Origin of the sequence: Symmachiella dynata (assembly GCF_007747995.1) — a bacterium.
In the GTDB taxonomy this organism is placed as follows: domain Bacteria; phylum Planctomycetota; class Planctomycetia; order Planctomycetales; family Planctomycetaceae; genus Symmachiella; species Symmachiella dynata.
This window is the reverse complement of sequence record NZ_CP036276.1, coordinates 5651798-5664782: the sequence shown is the minus strand read 5'-3', so window position 1 is coordinate 5664782 and position 12985 is coordinate 5651798. Positions and strand designations below refer to the sequence as shown.

The following is a 12985-nucleotide window of genomic DNA, read 5'->3' as shown; positions in this document are numbered from 1 at the left end:
ACCTCGCGCATTTTGCCGGTTGATTTATCTTGTAATTGCGAGCAACGCATCAACAGCGCATAATGGGTGAAATGCTTCGCGCAGGAACCGGAATTTCCCCCCTTGCAGGACGTGCCCGATGAGCGGATACAACCCACAAGCAGCTCAACATCCGGTGTTCGCCAGACGGACTGCTTTGCAGGCCGGTGCGGTGGGATTGCTCGGTCTGGGGATGAATCACCTCGACGCGCTGCATGCGGCAACGCGGGTTGAGGGAAAATATACGCCCGTGGAACCGACCGCTAAGGCGTGCATCTATATCTTTTTATCCGGCGGCTTGGCGCAGCAAGATAGTTTCGATCTCAAGCCGCAGGCCCCTGCCGAAATTCGCGGCGACTTTCAGCCGATTGCCACGCAGACACCCGGAATCGAAATCTGTGAACATCTGCCGTTGTTGGCACAGCGGAGCAACGACTGGTCGGTCGTCCGTTCGTTGACGCATCCCACCAACGGACACACGCTCGGTCATTATTTTATGCTCACCGGACGCTCGGTGGCTAATCCCGGATTTGTGGGGGACCGCAAACCGCGTCCCGGCGATTGGCCTTCCATCGCTTCTATCGTGGGAGATGCGATACCGCCGCGTAACGACAACCTGCCACCGGCGGTCGTCTTGCCCGAACGACTCGTGCATTGGTCGGGCGGTGTGATTCCCGGTGCCTATGGCGGACAAATGGGGCGTCGCCGTGATCCGTTTTTTATCGAAGCGTCTCCCTATGGCGATCCGATGTGGCGGGGTGCCTATCCGGAATACACATTCCCCAACCAGTCCAAAAAACCGCCCGGCAGTCCGGATGCCCGGACCTATCAAGCACCCAACCTAAAACTCCCCCAGGGGCTTTCACCCAAACGTATGGACCGCCGATTGGATTTGCTGGCTTCGATCGATGATCAACGACGAGCGATGGAGAGATCAGCCGAAGGCCGGTCGTACGATCTGCATCGCCAATCCGCCATTTCGCTGTTGTCCAATCAAAAAGTCCAACAGGCTTTCGATGTGACCCGCGCTGATGACAAAATCCAAGAACGTTACGGCCGCAACAGTTTTGGCTGGTCGTTGTTGATGGCGTATCGACTAGTCTCGGCCGGCGTGAATTTGGTGCAGGTCAATCTTGGCAACAACGAAACCTGGGACACACACGGCGATGCGTTTCCGCGGCTGAAGAACAAACTCTTTCCGCCCACGGACCGCGCCTTGTGCGCGCTGATGGATGATCTGAAAAACAGCGGTCAATTTGATAGTACGCTGATCGTCATGGGGAGTGAATTCGGGCGGACGCCGAAAATTTCACATTTGACCGACACCTTTTTCGGTCCGGGCCGCGACCACTGGGGAGCGGTGCAATCGGTTTTCTTTGCCGGCGGAGGGGTCCGCGGTGGGACGGTCATCGGCTCGTCGGACAAACAAGCCGGCTATCCCGCAGCCGACCCACAGACGCCGGACAGCATGGCCGCCACCATCTATCACGCACTGGGGATTCCCAAAACTGCAGCGTGGTACGACGACACCGGACGCCCGCACCATATCTACACCGGCGTGCCGATCGATGGACTGTTGGGCTAGCGTTCACGGTCCTCGGCAATGCCGGGGGCTGCGGGAACATTGCTTGCAGTGGCCGTTTGAAAAATCCGCACGCTGTCGTTGACCAACGCATCAGTGCCGTATCGCTCATGAACGTGGGTATGCCCCGCCTGCGCCAATTCCAGCCGACGCGTCGGATCCAGAATCAACGATTCCCAACCCTGCATCAAGGCTTGCGGGTCATCGGGATCGACCAACAGTCCGCCGCCTGAGGCATTGATCAATTCCGGAAACGCGCCGTGCCGCGGCTGCACGACGGGGACACCGTTGGCCAATGCCTCCAACACGTAGATCCCCTTCGGCTCATGATAAGTCGTCGGCACCGACAGGATATCCAACGACTTAAGAAACGCCACCTTTTCCGCATGCGTTTCCGGACTGCCGACGTATTCAAACGCCGGTCCCAAGGCCTCGATTGCCGGTTGCAGTTTTTTGAAGAATGCCGCATCCCGTTTGCCCAAGTAGCCCCCCGCACGAAACCGCACGTGCGGATGCCGTTCTTGCAACAACCCAAACGCGGTGAGCAGTTGATCAAACCCCTTCTCTGGACAAATACGAGCAAAGTAGCCGATTGTGGGCGGTTCATCACGCTGTAGCGGTAGGCCGTCATGTCCCGCTAGATCAATGCCCAACGGCAGGTGAATGAACTTCTCCCTGGGCAGGCCTAAAAAGCCCGACATGAAGTCGCTGTAATAATCACTATGCGTCAAAAATCCGTCGAACAATTGACCGTGACTTTTGATCAATTCCAAAGCGCGGCCGACAAACGGTTCCGGCAAATCGGCGAGAAAAATATCGTCGCCTTGCAGCAGGCAAAACACGGGGCCGGAAAACGATTCGCGTAGCCGGGGCATCGCGCCGGAAAGCAAGATGTTGCTAAAACAAATCACATCCGGCTGGAGTTGTTGGCCGAGAAAATCAGCCAGTTCGTGTGTCTCACGAAAATTGGGGCCATCGCTGCCTTGCAGCATGGCGACGGTCAGCGCGCCCAATTCTTGGGCGTCGTTGCTGATCGCGAACCGTGTGACCAGATTCAACAGTCCGGGGGAATCGAGCCAGCGCGTCCATCCGCGGGGGATTTTTTGCCAGATCGGAAAGCGATAATCCAAATAGACATTCAAGCCACCGAAGAAAATGCGATCGGTGCTGACGTTGGTTTCGTCGACACGAATCGGCGTATAGGTCGGGATTAAGCTGACCTCATGCCCGGCGTTTTGCAAAGCTCGCGCCCAGGTGTTGTCATGCATACACGACCCGCAGAACATTCCCGCGCCGCCGGCAGTGATGATGGCAATGTGCATAGGACCAGTTTCAAAACTCGGCTACCTCGGGTGCCACTGCTGGCTTGTCCAACAGTGTTTGTTCCGGTCTAGTGTATGCGTTGGGTGCACCTGGCAAAGCCAGTGGCACCCTCATTCTGGTTGGTTTTGAAACGGCTTTCGTGAATCAGGGCACCATTGCTTTAAAACAATTCAGCAATGGGCGAACCTTCATCGACGATGAAGTTCGGGCGACCACGGGGATCGAGATAGGTGGCATCCAGCGGAACGTCCATGTGCTTATAAATCGTCGCCGCCAAATCCCCCGGCGTGACGGGACGTTCTTTGATTTGCCCGCCGTTGTGATCCGTGGCGCCAATCACTTGCCCGTGCCGCATTCCGCCGCCGGCCAGCGCCATCGACATCACCACCGGCCAGTGATTGCGACCATCGGTGCTGCCTTGTGTTCCCATGTTGGGGGTCCGCCCGAATTCCCCCATGCCAATCACCAGCACGTCATCCAACAGACCGCGCTCATCCAAATCGCCGACCAAGGTTGTGACGATATGATCAAATAACGGCAATAATGGCTTTAAGCCCTTGGAGATTCCCCCATACACGCCGCCGGGAATTCCATGGTTGTCCCACGTGCCCGAAGCTGTGTGGTAACTTAAATCGAGCGTGACAAAACTGACCCCCGCTTCGACAAGCCGCCGTGCTAACAACGCTTGTTGGCTCCACAGATGTTTGCCGTAACGCGCGCGGACGTCATCCGGTTCTAGTGAAATGTCGAATGCCTGTTGCGCGCGGCGTCCGGTGACCATCTCCACCGCTTGTTGGCCAAAGGTATCGACCGCGCTCATCGAGCCGGATTGATCCAGGTCGCTGCGCAAACGGTCAAATTCCCGCATCAACGCACTGCGGCTGCCGAGTCGGTCTTGATGCAAACCTAAGGGCAAATTAAACAAACTCGCGCCGCTCGTCTTGCCTGTGTCCTCGCCCAGTAAGGAATAAATCGGCAGGTCAGCGGCTTCGTTGCCGATGAAGGGATCGTATTGTTTGCCCAAATATCCCGCGTAGCCGATGTGCGACTTGGACCGCATGAAGGCGACATAGGGCGGCATGCCGGGTTGGTTGGCACCGTGAAACTTTGAGACGACCGAGGCGATCGCCGGATACTTGTCGCCCAGTGGATTCGTCCGCGGTGCTGCCAGGCGGTTGCCGGTTTGAAACACGCGATTGGGTTCGTGGCTGCTTTTGCGAGCATCGACTGAGCGGATGATCGTGAACTTGTCGAGCATCGCCGCCTGCTTGGGCAGGTGCTCACAAATCTGCACGCCGGGCAGGGCGGTGCTGATGGGTGAAAACGGCCCCCGATTATTGAACGGCCGGTTCGGCTTCATATCCCAGGTATCGATATGACTGGGACCGCCGGTCATCCACAACAGAATCACGCTTTTGCCACCCGCCATCGCGCGGCCGGTTTCGGCGGCAGCGGCGCGGGTTCGTAATAATTGCGGCAACGAAAGCCCGGCCATTCCCGCCAGTCCCGCTTTGAGCATATTGCGGCGACTGTGGACCGTGAGTCCTTCGGCACGTTCCGCATTCATGGCGGTGAAGGCATGGTCGTGATTGTGCTGTGCAGTGGGCCGACGCATGGCGAAAATCCTTACAGGTTTCACAGCCCGCCCCGGGTCTTACCAGCGTCTAGTCCGCCAGTGCCGGATGCGTGATTTGAAAAACAATTGAACCGAGACTCAGTCGGCTTTCTTCTTACCTTCTTTTAAGGCCTCTTCGACGGCATCGAGCATCACATCCATGGCAAACGGCTTGCGCAGGTAATTCGCCACACCTAACATTTCCGCATAAGCCTTGTGACGTCCCCCTTCGTTGGCGGTGATCATGATCACCGGCGGGGGATTGTCTAAGTTTTTCAGAAACTCCAACACGGGAAAGCCGCCGAGTTGCGGCATCATCATGTCGGTGATAATCAAATCGGGTTCTGCCGACTTGATCAGCTTTTGGCCTTCGATTCCATTTTGCGCAGCCGATACGTCATAACCGGCAGCGGCGAGCACACTGGTGAGTGTCGTCCGAATCTCGCGGTCATCTTCGATCAGTACAATCTTTGCCGCGGAAGCCATGGGAGTGAATCCTCGCGTCGTATATCATTTCAGAAAGGGGAATTCGGTCGAATTATCAATAATTCGCTGCAGCATACCGTTGGCGTCGTCCGCAGATCAGAACTGTCGCCATTGTTTTTTGTGCAACGTCGACGGAATTTACGGATTGAATCACCTAGATGATAGCATAACGCCGGTCGAGTTGTCTTGGTGGGTCGTGTCGCAGGGGGAACGATACAGGGAGGGAATCTGTCGTGGCATGATTAAGCCCCATCCTATGGGACACCGGGGGGTTTCTCAAGTCCGGCTTTTGTAGGGGGACCAGAATCTCGTGTTTGTTGACCACTCAGTGGACATACCAGCAAAAACAGAGTGATCTGTTGCCAATTTTGCTGGAAAACCGCTTAACATTTGGTCAAACTTGGATATGATAGTAATTACGACTGGAGCGACTTCCGCCTGCAGAATCGATAACTAATGTTGCGATTCGTGCCGGGTGACCGAAACGTTCCTCACTCACCGGGGTTTATTCTACTAACCCTGGATATTCCCCGCCTCAATCTATCCGTCCTGCTGAAAGTGAGCAGATGCCACACAACATCCGCCACCATCGTCGTCAAAGTTCCTCCCGCTCTCCCCAATGGAGCCATACCAACCATCGGGGCTGCCAAGGAGGATCGGGTCGAGTTGGAAAAACCAATCGTACCGGTAAAATCGGTAAAGGGACTCTGCTTTTACTGACCGTTGTCGTCCTGGCGGCCGGCGGTGTCGCCTATGCCACTGTGGAAGGCAAACTCCCGAATTGGTTCTCGCGCACAACAGTGCGGACCGACTTGGTCACCTCGCCGGTGAAACGGGGCGATCTCCGCATTTCGGTCATCGCCACCGGAAACTTGGACAGTGCCTCCAACGTCACGCTCAGCAGCAATGTCAAAGGCCAGACGAAAATCATCTCGATCGTTCCCGAAGGAACACAAGCCTACGAGGGGATGGTGTTGGTCAAGCTCGACGCTTCGGTGTATCAGGACAATCTGGACCAACAGGTCATCGCTCTAAAGCAAGCCGAGTCGTTGCGTGACCAAGCCAGAGATGCGGTGCAGATCCAGCAAAACCTCAACGACAGTCAAATTGCTACCGCGGAATTGGCACGGGATCTGGCAAAACTTGATTTGGAAAAATATGAGGACGGAGATTACCCCGTTCTGAAAACGGCTGCTGAGTCCAAAATCACCTTGGCCAAAGAGAAACTGGCGCAAAGTAAAGACGCGTATGCCTTCGCCAAGCGGCAAAGTAAAAAAGGCTACGTCAACCAAAACGAATTGGAACAGAAACGTGTCGCTGTGACGACCGCCGAATTGGATTTGCAGACCGCTGAATTGGAATTTGAGGTGTTGGAGAAATTCCAATACACACGAGATATTGCCGAAAAAAAATCTCAGGCCGAACAAACCAAAAGCGAACTCGTACGCGAGAAACAAAAAGCTGAGGCGGCGCTCAATCAAGCCAAGGCGGACTACGAAGCCCGTGTGCTGACTGCTGAAGTTGAAAAAACCAAACACGACAAACTTGTTGAGCAGATCGCTGAGTGCACGATTGTCGCGCCGCAATCGGGACAGGTGATCTATGCGGTCTCCGATAGCCGCCGCAGCCAGGAACGCGTGATTGAGGAAGGGGCGACGGTGGACAACCGTCAGGCGATTATCAAATTGCCCGACCTGTCGCAGATGCAAGTCGACACGCGGATTCACGAATCAAAAATCGGTCTCGTCCAAGCCGACATGCCCGCCATTATCAAGGTCAGCCGCAAGTCGAGTCGTTTTCATAATGGCTATGTCAAATCGGTGGCGTCGGTGCCGAACTCACCAAGTTGGCGACAACCCGACCTCCGCGAATACACAGCCGTCATCTACATCGAAACCGATGATTCAAGCGCTGAGGGGCTCAAACCTGGTCTGACCGCGGAAGTCGAAATTATCTCCGATGTGCTCCACGATGTGCTGAAAATTCCGGTACAAGCATTGGTAGCCCGCAATGGCAAACATTTTGTGTTCGTCAACAAAGCGACCGGCCCGGAGATCCGTCGGGTCTTTGCCGGGGCGACCAACGATGTCGAAACCGAAGTCCGCGAAATCGAGACGCCCGTTGCCGATGCAAAATTTCCCGTCGGCTTGGCGGAAGGGGAAGAAGTGATTCTCGCGCCTCGCACCTCGTTGCCGGAATTATTCACTGTGCTCGAGGATGCCGAACCGGAAAAAGCGGTCAAGCAAAGTGACGTTCCCGACAGCAAAGGTCGCTCCGGTCGGAGTGGGGCGCGTGGTGGGAAGGGTAGCGGAAAACAACAAAAAGGACCTGGCGAAAAACAAAAAGGGGAAACGCCTAAAAAGAAATCAGCTGCCGGCGCGGCAGGAGATCCTGCGGCAATCTTTAAGGTCATGGACAAAAACGGTGATGGCGTGATTACCAAGGAAGAAGTCGCCGGCAGTCCAATGGCGGCCGGATTTAGTAAAACCGATACCAACAGCGATGAGAAAATCGACCTCGCAGAATTTAAAGTCGCGGCGGCCGCATTTGCCAAGAAACGTGGTGCCGGAGGCGGTGGTGGCAGCCAATGAGTATCGTGGCAGAATTGATCGCACTGGAAAAGCACTACGACCTGGGCCCGGTCGTCGTTAAAGCCCTGCGGGGGGTGACGACGCAATTTGCCGAAGGCGATTTTATTGCCATCATGGGCGCCTCGGGGAGCGGCAAAAGTACGATGCTCAACCTGCTGGGCGGTTTGGATCGTCCCACGCTCGGCACGTACAGCCTCGGCGGCGAAGATGTTTCGCTGCTCGATGATGACGAACTCTCGCGAATTCGCAACGAGCGGATCGGCTTTATCTTTCAATCCTACAACTTGATCCCGCAGTATACCGTCTTGGAAAACATTGCCGTCCCGCTGTTTTATCGGCCGGGGTACCCTGCGATGTCTGCCAAAGACCGCGATTGGTGCGAAGAGTTGGCCTTGCGGGTCGGCTTGGCGGAACGGTTGGATCACCGTCCTCCCCAACTTTCCGGGGGGCAACAACAACGCGTCGCGATCGCTCGTTCCATGGTGAATGATCCTGACATCATTCTCGCGGACGAACCAACGGGAAACTTAGACTCGACCACCGAGGAAGAAATTATGCGACTGCTGCATGATCTCAATCGCGAAGGTCGCACAATCATCATGGTGACGCACGAACCGCTCGTCGCCGACCAAGCCCGGCGACGGATCATCATGAAGGATGGACTGATCGAACGGGAAGAGTTTGGGCAAACACTCCCCGACGATTATCCACACCCTTTAGAATCCAATGAAGCGGTTCGATAGTCACTTCCGCGCCGCTGTCATTGTTTCATTGAACTTTCCAACAACACAGCTTACGGCTCCTCAAACGAGGCACGTTTTGAATTTCGCTCCCGCGTCTTTTCGATTCGTGTAAAAATCTTATGTTGCGACTCCTCCGTACGATTCGACTTGGCCTCAAAAACCTGCTGCTGCACAAACTGCGGTCGTTGCTGACGATGTTGGGCATCGTATTCGGCGTATTTTCAGTGATTGCCATGTTGGCCATCGGCGAAGGAGCCAGTCGACAAGCTCAGCGACAAGTGCTTGAGTTGGGAGCGACGAATATCATCGTCATCAGCCAAAAACCGGCTGAAGGTTCCAAGAGCAACAACGCCCAGACACAGGTTTTGCAGTATGGGATTCTGCGGGATGATTTTCGACGCATCAAGCAGACCGTCAACACCATTGTCGATGCCACGCCCATTCGCGAATTTTCCCAACCTGCGCGGTATATGCATCGCAATATGGACGTCCGTCTTGTCGGCTGTACACCGAATTATTTCAGTGTGAATCACCTCAAGATGGATGCAGGACGGTTTATTTCCCACCGAGACCAAGAGGATACTGCGAACGTCTGTGTCATTGGTCATGAGGTCGCTGAGACGTTGTTTCCCGGCGAAGAACCCCGCGGCAAGTCCATCCGTATTGGCAACGTGTTCTATTCGATCGTGGGGATGACTTCACATCGTACCGCGTCGGCGGCCATCGGGGGCAGTATGTCGGGGCAAGATTTCGATAAGGATGTCTACATCCCCTTGGATACGCTGCAATCCCGTATCGGCGATGAAGTGATGATCATTACCGCCGGCAGCCGCAGCAGCGAAAAAGTCGAACTCAGTCAAATCACGTTTCGTGTTGCTGATGCCAAGGATGTCGTCCCCACAGCGAATGTGATTCGCGAAACGCTGGCGCGCTACCACGCGGATTCCAACGACGTCGATCTCGTCGTACCGATGGAATTGCTCAAACAGGCGGAGCAGTTAAAAGTCATCTTCAACGTCGTCCTGGGGGCCATTGCGCTCATCAGTTTGGTCGTGGGAGGCATCGGGATCATGAACATCATGCTGGCGACCGTCACCGAACGGACCCGCGAAATCGGCATCCGCCGCGCTCTGGGGGCCAAACGGGGGGATATCACCGAACAATTCCTCACCGAAACCAGCGTGCTGGCCGGGACGGGCGGACTGTTGGGAGTCTCTTTGGGATTACTCACGCCGGTCGCCTTTTCAGCAATTCGCTGGTTGGCCAAAACGGCAATTATGGACTCCTCGGTCCAGTCCAGTTCGAAGATGTTTCAGATGTTTGACGGCCTGGAACCGGTCGTCGCTTGGTGGACCTTGGCCGTCGCATTCGGGATTTCAGTCTTCATCGGCATACTCTCTGGAATCTATCCGGCCCTCGCAGCTGCCAAATTAGACCCGATCGAAGCCCTACGACACGAATAATCAACCGGTGCTGTGGTTGAGTGCCGCCGGCGTGCTCCGAGATGCTCAAGATGATTCGGTCAATCTCTCGATGACGAAATAAGACACGCTGCGCGCCGGGGAGACTCTGCAATCAGCGTTGCGGGCCATTCTGAAAAAACGCGTTCCCGAACACTCGATTTTCCAAGCACCCCTGATGCACATTATGCGGATCCTCGCGTTATTCGACTCCCGCCGCCGCGTCGCCGCATGCATCCTGCTGTTGGCATTCTTCGCCCGCGCACCAACCGCTGCGGCGCAGACGCTTCCCGCTCCACAATTCATGCCCGTGGTTGGGGGACAACAAGCCGCATCTACGCCGGGTCAATGTGGACCGACTGCCTGTCGGTGTTGTCCTGCTGAAACGTATTGGATTGTCAGTCTACGGTGTTGTCCGCAAAAGACACCCTGTCCGATTTGTCCGAACTGTGTGGACTTCCTGTGCCGCACGCCCGATGGCTGCCTGACACGCTCCAGTCACGCCGCGTTTCTGGCCTCCTTGCTGCCCCGCGTTCCCGTGTGCTTCATGATTCACGGTAGCTATGTCACGTGGCAAGACGTACCCCATGATGCTCAACGCACGTTCTGCTGGCTCCGCGGCGCTGCCCCGCAACTACCGCTGAACTATGTTTATGTGACCTGGCCCAGCGACCCGACTTTGCCCCCTTTTGACATTCAAGGTCTAGGACGCAAAAGTGCCCGCAATGGATTTCAGCTGGCGACGCTGACTCAATCGATCCCCTGCGACCATCCCGTCAGCTTCATCGGTCACAGCCACGGTGCACGGATGACTTTGTCGACCTTGCACTTATTGGGGGGCGGAGTCGTGCAAGGATGCTGCTTATCACATCCGCCGGGCGCATCGCATCGGTTCCGCGCCGTGCTAGGAGCCGCAGCCGTAGACCATCATTGGATGAATCCCGGCGAACGTTACGGTTGCTCCATGCGCGTTACGGAATGCTTGTTGAATTTTCGTTCCCGGCACGACGGCGCACTCTCCCTGTACCCCTTCCGACGCCCCTTCTCCAAAGCCGCCTTGGGCAAAAAAGGCTTGACGAAACGGGACATACGAAAACTGGGACCGTTCGCCTGCCGCATCGCCGAATGCGACGTCACCCCTTACGTCAAGAATCACCACTTCTGGCAATACTACAACGGCCACCCCGCACTAGCGCTCTCAGCCGTGCCGTACGTCTACTTCCCCGACGTGCAGGCAAGCAACGTTGTCATTCCGCCGGCACCGGCCGAGTAGGTTCGCGGCGCGAGTTTGCGGCAACGTCAATCGTTTTTCACCCGGTGGCCGGTCACGGGCATGACGACGTCGATGTCCTTTCCGTCACGCGAACGTTTGATGGAAAGCACCTTGCAAGCATGGTGAATGTCGGACCCTAAACGGGAGATGGTGGCGCTCTCGACTTCTCGTCGGTTTTCATCAACCACAATCGTTGCTTTCCCGATCCAACTTTTGTGTTTGGGTTTGGGCGTCAATTCCCATTGCAAGCGACCGCCGGGAAGTGCGACAACGCGGCTGTTAAAAAAACTCAACGCATATTCATACGGCCGGGCCAGTCCGACTAACCCAAAAATGATCGGGTCTTCCTCCGGGAATGTGGGTATCGAGTTCATGCTGTCGATGGGCGAAGACATCGGATCATCCGGCGACAATGGTTCGCCGTTCAAGTCATTCCCGTCGCTGTCGACAAGGGCGACCCAATTACCTTCATCAAAGTTGGCAAGGGCGATCTTTACGATGTCTTCACCAAACAGGGGCTCATTTGCTCCTTCCAAAGGCATACCGTGTTCGATTCCCTCGGAGCGAATCACTTTCCAACCAGCGGGCAATGTTCGGGTTTTAAGATAAGCCAAACAGTCTTGCGAAGTCGGCGGACCAATGCGACGCGTTTCGGCGTTTTTCCCGTTGAATTGTATCGTTTTTTCCGCGTGTTTTTCCGTCTTATTGACTGTGTCCGCCTCGATTACACAGAACGTACCTACAAAGTTTGGCGTCAATAACTTTTGCGCAAGAATGCTCTTCAAGCGGTCTTCAGGGGATTCTGAGACGGTCCGCAGCGGATCTCGCTTGGAAACATCGGGTTGGACGGCAATCCAGCCTCCCACGCACATTGCACAACAAGTAAACGCTCCCACCAGAAATACCAAACGTATTGGTTTCATCGTGACATCTCCCCGTTTTACGAGCGACTGCGGACACGGTCGAATGGGCATTCCGAATGCCGGGGAAGTTATCAAGTGAGGCGAGATACGAATAGGTCGCAATTTTCGCTAACAAATTCGCATTACTGACCCGCCGCCCACCGACAGGCGTTTTGCCAAAAGGCGGCGTACTCGTCCCAATAGACGAAATTGCAGGCCCAGTGCGGCGCGGGGTCGGATGTGTAACTGAACACGCGGCCGCTGCCGAATTGGCCGACAGCAATCGCCGGGTCGCCCGTTTCTGAAAATCGAGCGACCACTTCGCAGCCCGCGCGGGGACGCGTGATGTTGTAACCCAAGATCGGTGGTGCTGCGGCGACATCCAAACCGGCCAACACCGGATGGTCGGGCAACTCCGGCACGATGGCAAAGCCTTCGCTGCTCTCGGCCAGATCTTCGATGTCGAGGCACTGTAGTGGGAGAATCTCCGCTAACTTGGTTCGTCCCCAGCCACCGCGGCCCAGTTCGCCGGTAAAGCTCATCCACCCGCCCAGGAACATCACCCCCAATCCGCTCTGAACCGCTTCGTTGGTCAGGCGGATGCGGTCGGGAAAGGTGAGCACCTGTTTGCCGAATTTCCGGCGGTCAAACATATCCGGACAAAGCTGAAACAGCTTGGCTTCGACGTCGGAAAAAATCAGCACGTCGTATTCATCCAGAATCCGTTCATACTCACCGGGCGGCAGTTTATAGAACTCCCACGTCGGCACACACGTCACCCGGTGCTCGCCACTGCTTTCTAGCGCCGTTTTCAGCCACGTGCTGTCATTAAAAACCTCCGCCCCTTTATGCCCACAATTAAACGGCGATTCCGCATAAAGCGGCCCAATCGCCAGCGCCCAATCCCCGACGTAGTAGACGTTTGCCATGGTTTCGGAGCCTGAGAGGAATTGTTAGTAAGGGTCACCACGGAGGGGAAATAGGCTGTAGAC

At 55.7% G+C, this 12985-nt stretch carries 10 protein-coding genes; 5 read left to right on the top strand and 5 right to left on the bottom strand.

Going from position 1 to position 12985, the window contains the following annotated elements; translation table 11 throughout:
• Positions 1-118 precede the first annotated feature (118 nt).
• Positions 119-1603 carry a DUF1501 domain-containing protein gene (locus Mal52_RS21365; protein ID WP_145378548.1) on the top strand — a complete coding sequence of 495 codons (1485 nt, stop codon included), beginning with the start codon at positions 119-121 and terminating at the stop codon, positions 1601-1603.
• On the opposite strand, the gene Mal52_RS21360 is transcribed toward Mal52_RS21365, so the two are convergent.
• The 3 genes from Mal52_RS21360 to Mal52_RS21350 form a co-directional block, all read right to left on the bottom strand.
• Positions 1600-2922 carry a glycosyltransferase family 4 protein gene (locus Mal52_RS21360; RefSeq protein ID WP_145378547.1) on the bottom strand — a complete coding sequence of 441 codons (1323 nt, stop codon included), beginning with the start codon at positions 2920-2922 and terminating at the stop codon, positions 1600-1602. The two genes, Mal52_RS21365 and Mal52_RS21360, sit on opposite strands and share 4 nt — an antisense overlap.
• A 161-nt stretch (positions 2923-3083) precedes the next feature.
• A complete protein-coding gene (locus tag Mal52_RS21355; protein WP_145378546.1) occupies positions 3084-4538 on the bottom strand; it encodes a DUF1501 domain-containing protein in 1455 nt (484 codons plus the stop codon).
• 99 nt (positions 4539-4637) lie between these two features.
• Entirely contained in the window at positions 4638-5024 is a 387-nt protein-coding gene (locus Mal52_RS21350; protein ID WP_145378545.1) for a response regulator transcription factor, read from the bottom strand.
• A gap of 566 nt (positions 5025-5590) precedes the next feature.
• Here Mal52_RS21350 and Mal52_RS21345 point away from each other — a divergent pair.
• The 4 genes from Mal52_RS21345 (at position 5591) to Mal52_RS21330 (ending at position 11091) form a co-directional block, all read left to right on the top strand.
• Complete coding sequence (locus Mal52_RS21345; protein ID WP_145378544.1) at positions 5591-7615, top strand: hypothetical protein; 2025 nt, start codon at positions 5591-5593, stop codon at positions 7613-7615.
• Positions 7612-8358 carry an ABC transporter ATP-binding protein gene (locus tag Mal52_RS21340; protein ID WP_145378543.1) on the top strand — a complete coding sequence of 249 codons (747 nt, stop codon included), beginning with the start codon at positions 7612-7614 and terminating at the stop codon, positions 8356-8358. The genes Mal52_RS21345 and Mal52_RS21340 overlap by 4 nt, the downstream gene beginning before the upstream one ends.
• Positions 8359-8477: 119 nt before the next feature.
• A complete protein-coding gene (locus tag Mal52_RS21335; protein ID WP_145378542.1) occupies positions 8478-9821 on the top strand; it encodes an ABC transporter permease in 1344 nt (447 codons plus the stop codon).
• Positions 9822-9996: 175 nt separating this feature from the next.
• Complete coding sequence (locus Mal52_RS21330) at positions 9997-11091, top strand: hypothetical protein (RefSeq protein WP_231962409.1); 1095 nt, start codon at positions 9997-9999, stop codon at positions 11089-11091.
• A gap of 26 nt (positions 11092-11117) precedes the next feature.
• Here the strand turns inward: Mal52_RS21330 and Mal52_RS21325 are convergent, their stop codons facing one another.
• Positions 11118-12014: a hypothetical protein gene (locus tag Mal52_RS21325; RefSeq protein ID WP_145378540.1), complete on the bottom strand. Its 897-nt coding sequence runs from the start codon at positions 12012-12014 to the stop codon at positions 11118-11120.
• Between the two features lie 122 nt (positions 12015-12136).
• A complete protein-coding gene (locus tag Mal52_RS21320; RefSeq protein ID WP_145378539.1) occupies positions 12137-12922 on the bottom strand; it encodes a glutamine amidotransferase in 786 nt (261 codons plus the stop codon).
• Between the last annotated feature and the right edge of the window lie 63 nt (positions 12923-12985).

Coding starts and splice junctions, on each gene's coding strand:
- Mal52_RS21325 (WP_145378540.1), bottom strand. CDS start 12,014: ATGAAACCAATACGTTTGGTATTTCTGGTGGGAGCGTTTACTTGTTGT.
- Mal52_RS21355 (WP_145378546.1), bottom strand. CDS start 4,538: ATGCGTCGGCCCACTGCACAGCACAATCACGACCATGCCTTCACCGCC.
- Mal52_RS21360 (WP_145378547.1), bottom strand. CDS start 2,922: ATGCACATTGCCATCATCACTGCCGGCGGCGCGGGAATGTTCTGCGGG.
- Mal52_RS21350 (WP_145378545.1), bottom strand. CDS start 5,024: ATGGCTTCCGCGGCAAAGATTGTACTGATCGAAGATGACCGCGAGATT.
- Mal52_RS21330 (WP_231962409.1), top strand. CDS start 9,997: ATGCACATTATGCGGATCCTCGCGTTATTCGACTCCCGCCGCCGCGTC.
- Mal52_RS21365 (WP_145378548.1), top strand. CDS start 119: ATGAGCGGATACAACCCACAAGCAGCTCAACATCCGGTGTTCGCCAGA.
- Mal52_RS21335 (WP_145378542.1), top strand. CDS start 8,478: ATGTTGCGACTCCTCCGTACGATTCGACTTGGCCTCAAAAACCTGCTG.
- Mal52_RS21320 (WP_145378539.1), bottom strand. CDS start 12,922: ATGGCAAACGTCTACTACGTCGGGGATTGGGCGCTGGCGATTGGGCCG.
- Mal52_RS21340 (WP_145378543.1), top strand. CDS start 7,612: ATGAGTATCGTGGCAGAATTGATCGCACTGGAAAAGCACTACGACCTG.
- Mal52_RS21345 (WP_145378544.1), top strand. CDS start 5,591: ATGCCACACAACATCCGCCACCATCGTCGTCAAAGTTCCTCCCGCTCT.